Here is a 16,721-nt window from a genome sequence, read left to right as displayed (position 1 = left end):
ATCGCCTCTGGAACTCGCAGGTTATTCGCGAATAGCGGACTGGCGCAGATCGCGGGCCTTGGTGAGGATGATTTCTTCCAGCTTCTGCACCGTGGCAGCGCCGACTGCGGCATCGACCCACTGGCCGTTCTGGCTGACCTGGCGGCTGGCGGCGACGCGCAACGCATCGGCGCGCAGATCCTGGTCGAGGATCGACACCGTGACCTTCATCCGCTCGCCCGGAGTCTGCGGGTTGGCATACCAATCGGTGACGATGACGCCGCCGGCGCTGTCTGCCTGCAACAAGGGCATGAACGACAAGGCGTCGAGTGAAGCGCGCCACAAATAGCTGTTGACGCCGATGGTGGTGACCTGGCTGGCGGCGATGTCCGCATCTGCCCGCTTGTTGCCGCCGCCGCATGCGGACAGCAATGCCAAGGTGCCGACAGCGCAGATCGCGGCGCGGGCGAAAGGAAGAACAGGCATGGCGGAATCCTTACACAACTGACGCATGAAACAGCGGCCTTCTATAGTTGCTTTGCAGGCTTGGGCAAGCACTTGCGCGCGGGCGTCAGCGTTCATGCAGCAGCAAGTTGGAGCGCGCTATTATCTTCATCGGGGAGTCACCCCTCAGGCGCTGGGAACCAAAGCCGGGGTGCTATGTAAGCTTCCTATTGTGGATTGTGTGCAACGGTTTCAGATTATTTTTGCTGGACCTGCCTAGGGGCATTCAAGCCCCCGGAATTGTGGTAACACTCCAGGCAAGGGACAGGTGGGGTCGGAAAAAAGACATGAACGCGGGAGTTGTTAAAAAACTGGCGATTTCGGGGCTTTTGCTCGGGGCTGCGGCATTGGTGCCGTCGATCGCCCTGGCATTTTCCTCCGGGTTCGACTCGCGTCCGGTATCGATTGATGCGCGTGGCGGCATCGGGTCGTTCACCCCTGCGTCGGTTGATCCGCGGCTTGCCGAAAGGCTCAAATTCTCTGCGCTGCGCGGAGACAAGATGTTCCGCTTCACGCCCGCCGCCTCCGCTGCCAACGGCACCCGCGCGTTGACCATCGCGGTCCGCGTGCGTCCCGACTCGGCCAAGGCGATCAACATCCGTCCTGATCTAGCCAGCGATGGCGGTCAGGGTGCTGGTCTGGTCCAGATCACGCCGACCGCGTTCAGCCTGGGCGTCGCCAAGGGCTTCACCAAGTTCGCTCTGCCTTCCAGCATCCGCCATCAGGATGAATCGCTGCCCGATCTGGCCCAGCTTGGCCAGGGCAAGGCCTCCGGCCGCAAGAGCCGCTTCAGCCCGCGGATCGAGCTGGACGAAATTCAGGCGCCCACCACCCGTGCGGTCCGCCCGTTCAACGACCAGGGCAGCTATTCGCTCGACGTTGGCGGCGCTTACAAGGTCACCCGCAATCTCGACGTCACTGCCGGCATCCGCCTGCGCAGCGAGCGCGACCGCCTGACCGGCCTCACCAACGAGCAGTTTGACAGCCAGGCTGTCTATGTCGGAACCGAATTCCGCTTCTGACCCCGTTGGTCTACCCAATTCCCCGGTAACGGATCCCCTGTGAAGGCAGGGGCCCATCTCCTGTGGCCAGTGTTCGGCGCGCCCGTATATGCGCGCGCCGAACCAATCCCCTTCGTGCAGGTTGAGCCCGTCGCAAGTCCCTCGGCAGCTTCCACACGCACTCGCTCCCCGGCAGTCGCGGGTGTCGAGGGGCCTCGGTCCGCACACACCATCTTCGCGCCATCGCGTCTTCGGGTGTAGCATTCCAGCGCACGCGAAGCCGCGAAGGGCAGGGGGACATGCCGGACGCAACCCCGTCTGGTTTCCGACACTCGTGGCAAGGCAAAGCGCCGGCAAACCGGATTGCGCTGATCACCGAATGTTAAAAGAGTTTGACATTTTTTGTAAAATGTCAAAAGGTCTGAACATCTGTCGTGATCAAGGGGCCGCGGACCGTGTCTTATCGAATGAAATATTGGTCGTTGTTCGCCCTGGCGATCGGCGTGGCGGCGTTGGCCGGAATCGTTATCGGCAAAGCGGTCCCCACCCAGACAGGCGTTGGGAACCCTGTGGTGATGGCTCCGCTTTTGCTCGGTGTGTGGGGCCTTGTCTTCGCCTCGACCTGGCTTTGGTGGAAGCGCACCGACGATCTGCAGCAGCAGGGCCAGCTCGTCAGCTGGTGGTGGGGCGGCATGTCCGGCACCGTTGCGATAATGGTCTATCTGCTGATGTTCTATGGTCGGCACAGCGAACTCACCCTTGGAGCGAGCTACTTGGTCTTTGGGCAAGGTGCCGGCTTCGTCATGGCGTGGCTGATCTGGCGCTTTCGCGGTCGAGGCGAGCCAGAGTGAAGAACTGTCTGAAAGACCTGCGCAAGGAGCGTGGCCTCAGACAGGCCGAGCTTGCCGATGCGCTCGAGATATCCCGCCAGACGATCATCGCGATCGAGGCCGACAAATATGATCCGTCACTGCCGATGGCGTATCGGCTTGCGGCCTATTTCGATGTGCCCGTCGAAGCGATTTTCTTCAATCCATGGCGCGAATGACCTGCGTCAACCTTATCCAATGGCGGTTCAAGCCCCGTCTCTGCGATCCCATGCGTGGCGCAGCAAGCAGAGGATTGCACAGTGCTGATATCCGACATCAAATCGATTTACCGCTGGGCGTGGGCGTTCGCCTTTGCCTGCCCCATCCTGTTTTGCATTCCAGTGCTGGTCGAATTCGCGCAGCATGTGGCCGAGATGCAAGGCGGCATGTACGCCAGTCCGGCAGGCGCTGCGGCCTTTGCGGATGACCCGCTGCGCATGCAGTTCGGCTTTGCCAAGGTCTTGGTACTGCTGCTGCCCGGTTACTGGCTGACACGCTTCGTGTTGTTCGGGAATGATGCGGCCGCAGCGCGGCGTGTGGAATGGCCCGCCGCCGGACTTTGGTCGGTGATTTTTCTGCTCAGTGCCGGACAGGCCTATTGGGGGCTGTTCGGATCACCATGGAGCGAACTCCTCGGTGTGACCGATGAAGCGATTGCTAGCGCGGTCGATGTATCAATCGGCCTGGTTGGCAGCGTCCTGGGCATCTATCTCGTGGCATGGGGCGTGGCCTGGGCATTGGGCAACGCCGCCATCGGCCCCTTGCGGTCGATCCGCATCATGCACGGGTCGTTCTGGCGAACGGTGGTGTTGATGATCGCCGGCGCGCTCCCGTTGATGGCGTTACACTATGCCCTTGGATATGCCGCAATCCATTATGGTGCCTCCGCTTTCGATTGGACCGTCATGGTCGTGGATTCGATCGTGACCGGCTTCCTGGCACTTACCATAACGGGGAGTTGGGTCGCAGCTGTCCGACACGCAGCCGCAAAGTCGGGGGTGTCGCTGCTGCCAAACGGCCATAGCGGATAGACCATGGCAATCGGCGTCCCGATCGGTTTCTGATCGGGGCAGTCCCGCACAAGGGCCCTGCCGTCTGCGGATCCGTGACCGGCTGGGCGGCTTAACCCGACAGACCGTCGATCGCGGCCCAGCCGTCGATGGTATGTGCGATCTGCCGGGCACGGGTGCGGGTCATTCCGCCCAAGGCGATGACGGGCAGGCGCGACAATCGCGCCAGCGCTGCAAATCGCGGCACACCCAGCGTTGCGCCGCCTGGATGGGTTTGTGTTTCGAATGCGGGCGAGATCAGCGCCTGGGTGCCGCGACTGTGCAACGCATTTGCCCGTCGCAGTTCGCGCAGGTCGTGCACCGTGACCAGACGGATCAGCGTGCCGGCTGCCCCGCCACAGGGCGCGCCATACCATCCATCCGCCCGCCAGCGCCGTGCGGCCCCGGCATCGCCTGCTAGCACGATCACGCCGTCGCGCATGCGGATCAGCCTTGCCAGCCGGTCAAACCGCGCGCGCCGTTCCTCCGGCGGCAGGTGGTAGTGGCGGAACACCAGCCCTGATCCGCTGGGCATCCGGGCAATCGCGCGCTCCAGAACCGCATCGTTGCGCGCGTCGCTGATCAGCCACAGGCGGGGCGGGGCTGATTTTCCGGGCTGGCGGCGGCGCATGACCGGGCTTATAGCCGCGACCCATGAATATGCCCAGCCACACCACCGCAACGCCGCTGACCACGATCCGCGCCGCCATCGCCCAGTCCGAAAAGATCGCCGGTCGCCCGGCAGGATCGACCACGCTGATCGCGATTTCCAAGACCAAGCCCGTCGAGGCTATCGAGGCGCTGGTCGGCGAGGGCCAGAGGGTGTTCGGCGAAAACCGGGTGCAGGAGGCCGAAGCCAAGTTCCCCGATCTGCGCGCGCGCTACCCCGATCTCGAACTGCACATGGTTGGCCAGTTGCAGTCGAACAAGGCGGATGAGGCGGTCGCGCTGTTCGACTTCATCCATTCGCTCGACCGGATGTCGCTCGCCAAGGCGCTGGCCACCGCGATGGACAAGGCGGGGCGGCAGGTGCCGTGCTTCGTCCAGGTCAACATCGGCGAAGAAGAGCAGAAGGGCGGCTGTGCGATCGCCGATCTGCCGCAGTTTCTGGAACAGGTACGCGCGCTTGGTCTTCCGGTGATCGGCCTGATGGCGGTGCCGCCCGCCGATGTCGAACCCGCCCCGTATTTCGCGTTGCTGGCCAAGCTGGCGCGCGAGGCAGGGCTCGAGCAGCTGAGCATCGGCATGTCGGGTGATTTCGAGACAGCGGTGCGCATCGGCGCGACGCATGTCCGGATCGGCTCCGCGCTGTTCGGCGCACGATAGCTGCCGACGCAAAGAAACCGCGCCAGGAGGGAACACAAACGCGCGCGCTTCGCTCTTTGTCTGAACACAGATCAAGCAAGGGTTGATACGCGATGGGTTTTCTCAAGGACGGCAAATGGCACGACGGATGGGATTATGGCGACGGCGATGACGGCGCGTTCGAGCGCGACGACAGCATTTTTCGCAACTGGATTACGCCCGATGGAGCGCCGGGGCCCACCGGCGAGGGCGGCTTTGAAGCTGAGCCGGGCCGGTATCGGCTGTATATCAGCCTGGCCTGTCCATGGGCGCACCGCGCCAATATTGCACGCCATCTGAAAGGACTGGCCGGCGCGATCGAGCTCGTGGTGGTACACTGGCGGATGCAGGAAGGCGGCTGGTCCTTCCGCGAGGGTGAGTGCGTGACCCCCGATCCGCTGTGCGGCGCGGACAATATGCACCAGATCTACACCCGGGCCAAACCCGACTATTCGGGGCATGTCACGGTGCCGGTTTTGTGGGACACCAAGACCGGAACGATCGTCAACAACGAGAGCGCGGATATCCTGCGCATGCTCGGTACCGCCTTCGATGCCTGCGGCGCAAACGATCTCGATCTCTATCCCGAGGGCCATCGCGACGAGATCGACGCGCTCAACGACCGGGTCTATGACGCGGTGAACAACGGCGTCTACAAGGCGGGCTTTGCCACCACGCAAAAGGCATATGAAGACGCGGTCGTACCGGTGTTCGACATGCTCGACGAGCTCGAGACGCGATTGGAGGGCAAGGACTGGCTGGTCGGCGAGCAGCTCACCGAAGCCGATATCCGGCTCTGGACCACGCTGATCCGCTTCGACCCGGTGTATCACGGCCACTTCAAGTGCAACATCCGCCGGATTGCAGACTACCCCAACCTCGCGGCCTTTACGCGCCGACTATACCAGCTCGACGGTCTATCGGAGACGGTGAACTTCAAGCACATCCGGCATCATTATTATGAAAGCCACGACACCATCAATCCGACTGGGGTGGTCCCTGTGGGTCCAGATCCCATGATCCCGGGGTGGCAGGCGCAACGGGCATAGCCAGCGGCCTGCCTATTCGGTGACATCGTCCAGCGTGAAATAGCCCTGCTTCAGTGCCTTGAGCACCAGTTGCGCGCGGTTGGATACGGCAAGGCGGCGGCGGGCGTCGGTCAGGTATTCGCTGACGGTCTGGTCGGATATGCCCAGCACGCTGGCGATTTCCCAGCTCGTCATGCCGCGCGCCACCAGCTTGATGCAATCGACCTGACGCGGCGATAGTTTTTCGGCCAGTTCGGCCGCGGCGTCGGGCAGCGCCGATTGCCACAAGGAGCGTGCCTGTTGTCCTGCGGCGGTGCCGAGCAGGATCGCCAGCATGAACGCGCGCGGGTTGAGCGCGCCGTTGTCACGAACCACGAAATGCACCGAAACGGTCGGCCTGTCGGGCATATGGCTGGCGACGGTGCACCCCGAGGCCAGGCCCAGCCTGCGCAGTTCGTCGAGATATTCGCGTTGGATGCGGGTGAGCGGGATGATGGCGTCGAGCTCGCTCCAGCGGATCGCGCCGCCCCTGCGCTGGCACGCGGCCAGAATGGGGCTGGACAGGCTGTAGTCGCGGCGCCGGAACACGTCCTGCCATTCGGTGGGATAGTTGCTTTTGATCTCAGGCAGCATCAGCCCGGATTGCACATGGACGTGACGCGCAACGGCTCCGTATTCGAACCCGATATGGCGCGCGGCAGCCACCATCACGTGCAGCAGAAGGTCGAGCGTCGACGCAGACTCGATCGCGCGCCAGCTCTGCTCGATATGATCCAGCTCCGGCATAAAGCGTCCCGGCTTAGGTTGATGGGTAAGATAGGGTGCGCCAGAGACGCGAGCGCCCATGCCACGACTTGGCTAATGGCGTGCAAACCATTGAGAGCAAACTATTTGCTCCCCACGTTTCAAGCAATCATTATACGGTTACATTGGTCCAAATCGGAGCCATTGGTGACTCCTTAGCCCCAGGGTCAGGCCCCCGGTACGCCCAGTGCCGACGCCGCTTCGCGCACGCGGCGCTGATCGGCGGCGTTGTTCTTCAAAGCTGCGGTCGCATCGCGCAACGCGGCCTGCGCCTTTCCGGTCTCACCCAACTGCATCCGGCTGCGCAGCAGCATGATCCAGCCATCGGTATCGCCCGGCTCGCGCTTCAGCCGATCGGCAAGGCCGTCGACCATCTGTGCGACCATCATATCCTGCTGGCCCTGCGGCAGCGCTGCGGCGGCGGCCATCTGGTCAGGGCTTGGGCCGGGGATGCCTGCGGTCGCGGCCTGCGCCCCATCGGTCTGGAACCCGCCTGCGGGCGGTGCAAACTTCGCCGAGGCGAGCCGCTTCTCGACCTCGATCCCGCGTTCCTTGCCGACATTGCGGATCACGTCGCGGATGTCGTTGGCGTAAGGCGCATCGGCAGGGGTCTCGGCGAGCAGCCCGAACCAGTCCTCGATCGCCTCGGCATGCTGGCCGTCGATGTCCTTGGCGGCGGCAAGGAAATACCGTGCACGCGCATCCTTGGGGTCGATCTCCACCGCGCGCTTGAATGCAGCGCGGGCATCGGGGCTGATCGCCGAGTCCTTGCTGGCCATCACCAACGCCTCACCCAACATCGAGTGAAACTCCGAATTGCCCGGAGCCAACTGGATCGCTCGCCGCATCGCGGTGGCGGATTCAGCAAAGCGCCCGGTTTCGAAATATGACCAGCCCAGCATCCGCCAGCCTTCGGCGTCATCGGGATTGTCCTGCAGCTTGACCTCGAGCGCGGCGATCACCTGATCGACCGAGGCGGGTGCGCCATCGGCGGCGAGGGGCGCAGTTGGCGCGGCGTTGGTCGGCGCCTGATCGGTGTAGACCTTGTAACCCACCGCTCCGGCGGCGATCAGCGCCGCAGCAAACAATGCGATGCGGGCGATGCCGAATCCTCCGCGCGGGCGTGCTGCCGGGGCGGGGCCCTCGGGCGGCGCGGCGGGAGATATCGGAGTGCTCTGGGTCATCTGGGTGTCTCTTCGTCCGCGTGTCAGGGGCTCATGCTAGCCGATCACCCGAAATTTCCAATTTCTAAGTGGTAAAGATCACATTCTTTGCTAGAAATATCGGCATAGGGTTCGCAACCGAATTTTGGGCAAGTTCTTGCGGCTGCGGAGCAATCTGGCGTTGGCGGTACCGATCGGGGAGAGATCGGGCAGCACGATGCCAGGCTGGTCTGCCACAGCCATGCAAGCGCGGACGCGTGTGCGTCCGCAAATGGGGGACGCGAACCTGTGAGCGAGATTTTCCGCGTTGCTATCATCGGGTCGGGCCCGGCGGGCAAGAGCGCCGCCGGTCGCGCCGCGAGTCTTGGCTTGAGCCACATCCTGCTCGAAAAGACCGACCACCTTTCCGATACGATCTACAAGTACCAGAAGGGCAAGCACGTGATGGCGACGCCATCGCAGCTCGTCCTGCGTTCGGACCAGGAATTCGAGGCCGGCAAGCGCGAGGCGATTCTGGAAAATTGGAACCAGCGCACCAAGGAACTCGGCGTCAACGTCAAGTTCAATGCGGAAGCCAAGGCGATCCGCGGCACCGGCCCCGCCATCGAGGGCAGCGTCCATGTCATCGAGATGCGCGGACGCGATGGCACGATCACCAAGAAGGAAATCCAGCGCTACGCGCCGCCGTACGAGATCGAGCTGACCAACGGCGAGAAGATCATGGCGGAAAACGTCGTGTTCGCGATCGGCACCCAGGGCAACCCCAACCGCATGCGCTGCCCCGGCGGCGACCTGCCGCATGTCCAGTATCAGCTCGACGATCCCACCGAATATGTCGACGAGCATATCGTGGTCATCGGTGCGGGCGATGCGGGGATAGAGAACGCGCGCGGCCTTGCCGAGGATGCGGCGCAGGGCAATGTCGTCACCATCGTCAGCCGTGGCCCCGAAGCGCCAAGCCCCAAGGAATCCTTCCCCACCGCCAAGGAGGCCAACGCGCTGGCGCTGCTCGGCGATCGCAATGCCGGCAAGCTATTCATCCGCTTCGAGACCGATACTGCCAGCGTCGAGCCGGGCTGGATTACCTTCAGCACCCGCGATGGTGAGGAACGCGTGCGCTGCGACCGGATCATCGCCCGCATCGGTTCTGCCCCGCCGCGCGCCTTCATCGAGGAATGCGGCATCGCGTTCACCAGCGCGGATCGCCTGGCATTTCCGCAGCTGTCGCCGGTGTTCGAATCGACCGCGCCGGGAATCTTCGTCATCGGCGCGCTGGCGGGCTATCCGCTGATCAAGCACTGCATGAACCAGGGCTATGATGTCATCGAGTTCATCAACGGCAACACCGAGCTGAAGCCGGCGGACGAGCCCATCCTCGAAGCCAAGTTCAGGGACCTTCCGGGGCGCAAGTCGGTTGCCGAGTGGCTCGACCTGCTGCGCGAGAACGTCACCATCCTCAACGGCATGAACCCGCTGCAGATGCGCGAATTCATGCTCGATTCCGATGCCAAGTTCTACCGCAAGGGGGATGTGATCTTCGAACGCGCCGCGCCCGGATCATCGCTGTTCGCGATCGCGCAAGGTTCGGTCGCGGTGCAGATCGATCCCAGTGACACCAGCAAGATCGTTCCGATCGGGCAGGGATCGATCTTCGGCGAAGTCGGGCTGATCTCGGGGCGGCGGCGCGGGGCGACCGTGGTGGCGGCCGAGGACACGATCTGCGTCGAAATCTCGCGCAATGCGGCGCTCAAGCTGCAGAGCCAGGTGCCGACCGCGAAAAAGGCGATCGAGCGGATTTCGACCGAGCGGCTGCTGCTGCAGATGTTCGGTTCGGGCCTGAAACCGGACGACATCGCCGAAGTGGTCGAGACCAGCAAGATCCGTCAGGTCAAGCCGGGCGAGGCGATCCTCAAGGAAGGCGACGAGGGCAACGAGATCTATGTGATCCGCGTGGGATCGATGATCGTCGAGAAGGAAATCGGCGGCAAGCCGGTGTTCCTGTCGTATCTGCCGGCAGGCAGTTACGTCGGCGAAATGGCGCTGATCGCGGGCGGAAGGCGCACCGCAACGGTGAAGGCCGCGATCAAGTCCGAGGTCATCCGTATCGACGGCGATGCCTTCAAGAAGGTGCTCGAGGCCAATCCCGAACTGCTCAAGCGCGCCAAGCGCGACATGGCCAGCCGCCAGGACATCAACGCTTTCATCGAGGCCAAGAAGGACAGCTTCTCGGGCGTGGTCGACATGTATTCGGGCGTCGCCAACTTCCTCGTCGAGAACGGCATCGGCGAGGCGACCGACGTGCTGCTGATCGACGAGAGCCTGTGCGTGGGCTGCGACAATTGCGAAAAGGCGTGCGCCGACAGCCATGACGGGCTCTCGCGGCTCGACCGCGAGGCCGGGCGGTCCTATGCCCATCTGCACGTGCCGACCAGTTGCCGCCATTGCGAGCACCCGCACTGCATGGCCGATTGCCCGCCCAACGCGATCAACCGCGGTCCCGATGGCGAGGTCTATATCAACGACACCTGCATCGGTTGCGGCAACTGCCAGCGCAACTGCCCCTATGGCGTGATCCGCATGGACAAGGTGCCGCCCAAGAAGCCCAGCCTGCTCTCCTGGCTGTTCTTCGGCTTCGGCCCCGGCCCGGGCGAGCCGAGCAAGAAATGGGCCTATGCCAACAGCGATCCCGGTGTCGAGAAGCCCAAAAAGGCGATCAAGTGCGACATGTGCGCCGGGATCGAGGGCGGTCCGAGCTGTGTGCGCGCCTGCCCGACGGGAGCGGCGATCCGCGTCGCGCCCGACGAATTCCTGACCGTCGCACGGCTCGAGCAGGAAGAGGCTTAAGCCATGGCCACCCAAGCACAGCCCGCTGCACCTGCGGTCCGCAAGAAGACCACGGGTCGCCAGCGCAATTCGATGCACGATGGCTTTCTGCGGCATCGCAACTTCCGCTGGATGAAGATCGCCACGGTGCTGTCGATCACCTGTCTGGTGAGCTATTTCCTGGTCGATGTGCAGCCGCGCCACAATGGCGGCTCGTGGTACGGCTATACGCTGGGCACCATCGGTGCGCTGCTGATCCTGTGGTTGACCTGCCTGGGCCTGCGCAAGCGCGCGATCACGCCGGGGGGCTGGTCGCTCAAGGCCTGGACCAGCGCGCATGTCTATCTGGGCCTGAGCCTGATCGTCATCGGCACACTGCACACCGGCTTCCAGCTCGGCTGGAACGTCCACACACTGGCGTGGTCGCTGATGATGATCGTGATCATATCGGGGATCTTCGGCATCTATTTCTATGCCACGCTGCCCGACAACCTGTCGAACAATCGCGCCGACAGCGATGGCGCGGTGACCGAGCGGATGATGATCGAGCAATTGCGCTCGCTCGACCGGCAGCTGCACGATGCTGCACAGCCGCTCGATCCGGCGCAGGCGGCGCTGGTGCAGGCCTCGCTCGAGCAGGACCCGTTCGATGGCAATTTCTTCCAGCGCATCGGCAACAGCTATCGCGGCTGCGAGACTCGCGCGGCAATCGCCGAATTGCGGCGGATGCGCGCCTATCAGCCACGGATGGGAGACGATCCGCTCGACAAGGTCGACGGACTTTTGCAGCGCAAGGAATCGACGCTGGCCCGGCTGCGCAAGCATCTGCAGATCAAGTCGATGCTCCAGGTGTGGCTGTTCGTCCATGTGCCGATGACATTCGCGCTGCTCGCAGCCTTGTCGGCGCATATTTTCAGCGTGTTCTTCTATTGGTGACGCGCCACCGGGGGCAGGGTTTACGGGTTTTGGGGGCAGTTGAATGATGTTTATCGTCCGCCAGGTCGCCTTGAAGGCAGATGGCAGCGAGATTGTCCGCCAGACCGAGGTGGCGGGCGACGAGATCTTCATCGGTCGCAATGCCAGCAATGGCGTTCACCTGCCCGATCTGGCGGTGAACCCGGTTCACGCGCGGGTTGATCGGCGCGGCAACGACCTGATCGTGACCGCGCAATCGCAGCAGCCGTTCGATGTCGACGGTCGCAGCGTGGAAACGGCGACGATCGACATCGCGCGCGGTGCCGAGCTGCGCTTTGGCGGCCATATCATTGCGGTTGGTTCCGAGGGCGAGGGGGTCACCCTTACCGTGCGCCGGGTCGAGGCGGTGTCCGACAGCGCCGAGGACAAGGACGAGGGTGCGATCTATTCGCTCAAGGGCCTGCTGCCCGGCAAGCGGATGAGCGCGTGGGGCTTTGCGTTGCTGATCCTGATCGCGTGCCTGGCCTGGCCGATCTATACCTGGTCGAGCTACAAGGACCTGGCGTACAAGGAAAAAGTCTCGCGCCCTGATGGCTTCCACGCCGACAGCCTGTGGTCGTCGGGCAAGCTGAGCCTCGCGCACAAGACGCTCAAGGACGATTGCCAGTCGTGCCATGTCGATGCCTTCGTCTCGGTCCGCGACAACGCCTGCATGACCTGCCACGAAAAGGATGCAGGCCCTCATGCGCCGATGCAGCGCCAGCTCACCGCGCGCGGCGACCCCACCGGATTTGCCGCCTTCACCCGATTCGTGGCCGCCAGTTTCAACAAACCGGCAGGACGCTGTGTCGAATGTCACACCGAGCATGAGGGGGCAGGTGCTATGCAGGCTACTCAGCAGCGATTCTGTGCTGAATGCCATGACGGGATGGACACGCGCTTGACCAACACCAAGCTCGACAATGCCGCCGATTTCGGCACTGCGCATCCGCAGTTCCAGCCCGCCGTGCTGGTGCGTCCGCTCGCGGGCGACGATGCCAAGGCGCCGCGCAAGCGCATCTCGCTCGACAAGAAGCCGAAGGAAAACAACGGCCTCAAATTCCCGCACGACCTGCACCTCAACAAGACCGGCGGTGTTGCGCAGATGGGGCGGCGGCTCTCGGCGAAATACGATTTCGGTGATGCCCTCGAATGCTCCGATTGCCATGAGGCGGACAAGAACAACGTCGGTTTTGTCGCGGTCGACATGGAGAAGAGCTGTGCGATGTGCCACAGCCTGTCGTTCGACAAGGTCGGCGGCACCTTCCGCACGCTGCGCCATGGCGAACCCGAGCAGGTGAAGGCCGATCTTCGCGCCTTCTATCGCTCGACCGCGCCGACCCGGCCGATCAACCTGGGCAGTCTGGCGCGCCAGCGGCCTGGCATCGTCAATTCCAGGCGGACCGCGGCGGACTATGCCCGCGCGGTGAACTTCCGCGGCACCCGCGCCGATCAGGCGATCCGCCAGGTCTTCAGCCGCGGCGGCGCCTGCTATGATTGCCATGTCGTCGTTCCGCCATCGTCTTCGGGCGGAATGGACTACAAGATTGCTCCGGTCGCGCAGACCAGCCGCTATCTGCAGAAGGGCTGGTTCACGCACGACGCGCACGACAAGGAAGAGTGCACCAGCTGCCACCTTGCCGAAAAATCCAGCGCGGCGTCCGACCTGCTGCTTCCCGGGATCAAGGATTGCCGCACCTGCCATGTGGGTGAAACCGGTGATGCGCTGATCAAGGTCAAGAAACCTGTCGAATCCACCTGCGCAATGTGTCACGATTACCACGCCGACAAGGGGGCTCCATGGCTGCTTCGCGAGCAAGACAAGAAGAAAAAGCGGCCAGAGAACACGGCGGCCATGGCACATCCAGCGGTCGCAATGGCCCGATTGCGACCATAGCCGGCGAGACCGACCTGACCCACAATCGAGGACCAGCACGCCGGATGTTGATTGCCCAGATCACCGATATTCATCTGGGCTTTGATCCGGACAATCCTGCCGAATTCAACCGCAAGCGGCTGGATCAGGTGGTCAACATGCTGTGCGACCTCGATCCGCTGCCCGATATGCTGCTGGCGACCGGGGATCTGATCGACCGGGGTGACGAGGACAGCTATCGCCGGCTGAAGAATGCGCTCTCGGTATGTCCGTTCCCGGTGCATATGTGCCTGGGCAATCACGACCAGCGCAACACGTTCCGCGCGCAATTCCCCGACGTCCCGGTCGTCGACGGATTCGTCCAGTATGAGGTCGACGCCGGCCCGATCCGGTTGCTGGTGCTCGATACGCTGGAGGACGGGCGCCATGGCGGGGCTTTCTGCGAGGTTCGGGCGCGCTGGCTGCGAGCGCGGCTGGCCGAGCAGACCGATCGCCCGACGCTGATCGTTCAGCACCATCCGCCGATCGAGGTGGGGATCGAATGGATGAACACCCATCCCGAGGAACCCTGGGTCGAACGGCTGCGCGACTGCTTTGCGGGCCACTCGAACATCATCGGCATGGTCTGCGGCCATATCCATCGCGCGATCGTCAGCAGCTGGAGCGGTTTTCCGGTCGCGATCTGCCCGTCGAGCGCGCCGCAGGTGGCGCTCGAGCTCGCGCCGATCGACCCCGATGTGCCCGATGGCCGCAACATGATCATCGCCGATCCGCCCGCCTTCGCGCTGCACTGGTGGAACGGTCGCGAGCTGATCACGCATTACGAGACAGCCGACGACCATGTGATGCTGGCGCGTTACGACGAAAAGATGCAGCCGCTGGTGCGCAGCCTGCTGGCCGAGCGGCCGGCTTAACCGGGCGCGGTTGGTCGCCTGCCGCTGGCAATTCGATAGAGGACATGCCAACACGCTCCATCGGCACGGGGCGCGCACGCTTGCGCCTGCCCCTTGCGACCAACTCCGCGCTGCCCACATGGGAAAGCAGCGGGGGCCAGAGACAAAGGGAACAAGATGGTAAAGACAGTTCTGCTGATGGCGGCATCGGCGCTTGCAATGGGTTTGGCAGGGGGTCCGGCGATGGCACAACAGGCTGCCCCGGTCTCCGCGGATGCACAGGCGAAGCTGATCTATCAGGAGTGGTCCGGCCCCTATGAAGGTGTTCCGCCTTGGGATCAGGTCAGCACCGAAGCGTTCCCCATGGCGATCCAGGCTGCGATGGACGAACTCAAGGCCGAGTATGAAGCGGTTGCCAGCAACACGGCTGCGCCGACCTTCGAGAACACCAACCTTGCGCTCGAGCTGGCCGGCGACCGGATGAACCGCGTGTTCGCGATGTGGGGTGTCTATACCAGCAACCTCGCCGACAAGCAGGTTCGCGCGATGCAGGCCGAATGGGCGCCCAAGATATCCAAGTTCTACAACGAACTAACGCTGGACCCGCGCATCCTGGTACGGATCAAATCGGTCTATGACCGTCGCGACCGTTTGGACCTCGATGCGCAGCAGAAGCGGCTGGTCGAGCGCAATTATGACAGCCTGGTGCGCGGCGGCGCGCTGCTCGACGATGCCGCCAAGGCGCAGTTGATCACGATCAACGGTCAGCTGGCCGGGCTGTATTCGACCTTCAACGAAAAGCTGCAGGCCGATGAGGAAAAGTACATCGTCGTCACCGACAAGGCGGAGTTGGCCGGGCTTCCCGACAGCTTCGTCGGTTCGCTCAAATCGGCGGCGGAAGAGCGCAAGGTCGATGGCTGGGTGCTGGTCAACACCCGCTCGGTGATGCAGCCGGTGCTGGAGAACGCCACCAACCGCGCGCTGCGCGAGAAGGTGTACCGCTCGTATGTCATGCGCGGCGACAACAACGACGCCAACGATACCAACGCCACGATCGCGCAGATCCTCAAGCTGCGCCAGCAGCGTGCCGAACTGCTGGGCTTCAAGACCCACGCCCATCTGCGGATGGACGACACCATGGCCAAGGACCCCGAACGGGCGATGGACCTGATGATGAAGGTCTGGCCCGCTGCGGTGGCACGCGTCAACCAGGAGGTTGCCGACATGCAGGCGGTCGCGGATGCCGAAGGCGCGGGTCTGAAGATCGAGCCCTGGGACTATCGCTTCTATTCGGAGAAGGTTCGCAAGGCAAAGTACGATCTCGACCAGAACGAGATCAAGCCTTACTTCCAGCTTTCCAAGATGATCCAGGGCATGTTCGACGCTGCGGGCAAGCTGTATGATCTGGAGTTCAAGGAAAACACCGGCGAGGTGCCGGTCTTCCACCCCGACATCACCACCTATGTCGTCACCAACAAGCTGACCGGCGAGAATGTCGGGCTGTTCTACATGGATGCCTATGCGCGCACCGGCAAGCGGTCGGGCGCATGGGCGACATCGTACCGCGCGCAGCAACGGCTGGGCGGGGATCGCAACGTGCTGGCCTCGAACAACAACAACTTCGTCAAGCCTGCGGCTGGCGAGGTCGCGCTGATCAGCCTCGACGATGCTGCCACCCTGTTCCACGAGTTCGGCCACGCGCTGCATTCGCTGGTGACCGATGTCGAGTATCCCGGCCTGCGCGGCACGCCGCGCGATTTTGTCGAGTATCCCAGCCAGGTCAATGAGAACTGGCTGCTGACGCCCTACATCCTGGAAAACTACGCAACGCACTATCAGACCGGCAAGCCGATCCCGGCGGAGCTGGTGCAGAAGATCAACGCCAGCGAGACCTTCAACCAGGGCTTCTCGACAGTCGAATATCTCGCCTCGGCAATCGTCGACATGAAGCTGCACTATCGGACCGACCCGGTCGCCGATCCGCGCGCTTTCGAGAAGGATACGCTGGCGGAAATCGGCATGCCTTCGCAGATGGTGATGCGTCACCGTCTGCCGCAGTTCGGGCATCTGTTCTCGTCGGACAGCTATTCGGCGGGCTATTACAGCTATCTGTGGTCCGAGACGATGGACGCGGACACCTGGGCAGCGTTCGAGGAATCGGGTGACGTCTGGAACCGCGAGATCGCAGACCGCTTCCGCAAGGAACTGCTGTCGACCGGCAACGAGACCGAGCGGGTCGAGGCGTACCGTGCGTTCCGGGGCCGCGATCCCGACGTGAATGCGTTGCTCAAGCGGCGCGGCTTCCCGACCGGGGTGGCGGCTGTCGGCGGAACACCATCGGGCGATCGCGATTGATCACCGGTTAATGAGGTCGGACCGGTGCGGGTGTTATCCTGCCTGCATCGGTCCGTCCTGCCGCGGCACACCAATGCTT

At 63.3% G+C, this 16,721-nt stretch carries 15 protein-coding genes; 11 read left to right on the top strand and 4 right to left on the bottom strand.

Annotated features, from left to right (window positions below; all coding sequences use genetic code 11):
- Positions 1-21: 21 nt before the first annotated feature.
- The gene (locus QUV11_RS01670; protein WP_289618334.1) at positions 22-465 is read right to left on the bottom strand and encodes a DUF3576 domain-containing protein; all 444 of its coding nucleotides are present in this window, start codon (positions 463-465) and stop codon (positions 22-24) included.
- A 305-nt stretch (positions 466-770) separates the two neighbouring features.
- On the opposite strand from QUV11_RS01670, the gene QUV11_RS01665 reads away from it, so the two are divergent.
- The 4 genes from QUV11_RS01665 (at position 771) to QUV11_RS01650 (ending at position 3,384) form a co-directional block, all read left to right on the top strand.
- Positions 771-1,505 (top strand): hypothetical protein, encoded by a 735-nt coding sequence (locus tag QUV11_RS01665; RefSeq protein ID WP_300880182.1) that lies wholly within the window; start codon positions 771-773, stop codon positions 1,503-1,505.
- 446 nt (positions 1,506-1,951) lie between these two features.
- Positions 1,952-2,335, top strand: a complete 384-nt coding sequence (locus QUV11_RS01660) for a hypothetical protein (protein ID WP_300880180.1) — start codon at positions 1,952-1,954, stop codon at positions 2,333-2,335.
- Positions 2,332-2,532, top strand: a complete 201-nt coding sequence (locus QUV11_RS01655; RefSeq protein WP_300880177.1) for a helix-turn-helix transcriptional regulator — start codon at positions 2,332-2,334, stop codon at positions 2,530-2,532. The genes QUV11_RS01660 and QUV11_RS01655 overlap by 4 nt, the downstream gene beginning before the upstream one ends.
- A gap of 81 nt (positions 2,533-2,613) precedes the next feature.
- A complete protein-coding gene (locus QUV11_RS01650) occupies positions 2,614-3,384 on the top strand; it encodes a hypothetical protein (protein ID WP_300880175.1) in 771 nt (256 codons plus the stop codon).
- Positions 3,385-3,475: 91 nt separating this feature from the next.
- Here the strand turns inward: QUV11_RS01650 and QUV11_RS01645 are convergent, their stop codons facing one another.
- Positions 3,476-4,033, bottom strand: coding sequence for a thiamine phosphate synthase (locus QUV11_RS01645; protein ID WP_300880172.1), 558 nt, complete (start codon positions 4,031-4,033; stop codon positions 3,476-3,478).
- Between the two features lie 29 nt (positions 4,034-4,062).
- Between QUV11_RS01645 and QUV11_RS01640 the strand changes: the two genes are divergently transcribed.
- A complete protein-coding gene (locus QUV11_RS01640; RefSeq protein WP_300880315.1) occupies positions 4,063-4,728 on the top strand; it encodes a YggS family pyridoxal phosphate-dependent enzyme in 666 nt (221 codons plus the stop codon).
- A 92-nt stretch (positions 4,729-4,820) separates the two neighbouring features.
- Positions 4,821-5,795 (top strand): glutathione S-transferase family protein, encoded by a 975-nt coding sequence (locus QUV11_RS01635; protein ID WP_300880171.1) that lies wholly within the window; start codon positions 4,821-4,823, stop codon positions 5,793-5,795.
- 12 nt (positions 5,796-5,807) lie between these two features.
- Here the strand turns inward: QUV11_RS01635 and QUV11_RS01630 are convergent, their stop codons facing one another.
- Together QUV11_RS01630 and QUV11_RS01625 are read right to left on the bottom strand one after the other, a co-directional pair.
- Positions 5,808-6,560, bottom strand: coding sequence for a LuxR family transcriptional regulator (locus tag QUV11_RS01630; protein ID WP_300880170.1), 753 nt, complete (start codon positions 6,558-6,560; stop codon positions 5,808-5,810).
- A gap of 185 nt (positions 6,561-6,745) precedes the next feature.
- On the bottom strand, positions 6,746-7,762 hold the full coding sequence (locus tag QUV11_RS01625; RefSeq protein WP_300880168.1) for a tetratricopeptide repeat protein: 1,017 nt from the start codon (positions 7,760-7,762) through the stop codon (positions 6,746-6,748).
- Between the two features lie 267 nt (positions 7,763-8,029).
- On the opposite strand from QUV11_RS01625, the gene QUV11_RS01620 reads away from it, so the two are divergent.
- The 5 genes from QUV11_RS01620 (at position 8,030) to QUV11_RS01600 (ending at position 16,642) form a co-directional block, all read left to right on the top strand.
- Positions 8,030-10,585, top strand: a complete 2,556-nt coding sequence (locus tag QUV11_RS01620; protein ID WP_300880167.1) for a cyclic nucleotide-binding domain-containing protein — start codon at positions 8,030-8,032, stop codon at positions 10,583-10,585.
- Between the two features lie 3 nt (positions 10,586-10,588).
- The gene (locus QUV11_RS01615; RefSeq protein ID WP_300880166.1) at positions 10,589-11,500 is read left to right on the top strand and encodes a hypothetical protein; all 912 of its coding nucleotides are present in this window, start codon (positions 10,589-10,591) and stop codon (positions 11,498-11,500) included.
- A 43-nt stretch (positions 11,501-11,543) separates the two neighbouring features.
- Complete coding sequence (locus QUV11_RS01610; RefSeq protein ID WP_300880165.1) at positions 11,544-13,415, top strand: cytochrome c3 family protein; 1,872 nt, start codon at positions 11,544-11,546, stop codon at positions 13,413-13,415.
- A gap of 44 nt (positions 13,416-13,459) precedes the next feature.
- Entirely contained in the window at positions 13,460-14,308 is an 849-nt protein-coding gene (locus QUV11_RS01605) for a phosphodiesterase (RefSeq protein WP_300880164.1), read from the top strand.
- A gap of 156 nt (positions 14,309-14,464) precedes the next feature.
- Complete coding sequence (locus QUV11_RS01600) at positions 14,465-16,642, top strand: M3 family metallopeptidase (RefSeq protein WP_300880163.1); 2,178 nt, start codon at positions 14,465-14,467, stop codon at positions 16,640-16,642.
- The last annotated feature ends 79 nt before the right edge of the window (positions 16,643-16,721 follow it).

It is taken from the genome of Blastomonas sp. (assembly GCF_030373265.1).
GTDB lineage: Bacteria > Pseudomonadota > Alphaproteobacteria > Sphingomonadales > Sphingomonadaceae > Blastomonas.
This window is presented reverse-complemented; position numbering and strand designations above follow the sequence as displayed.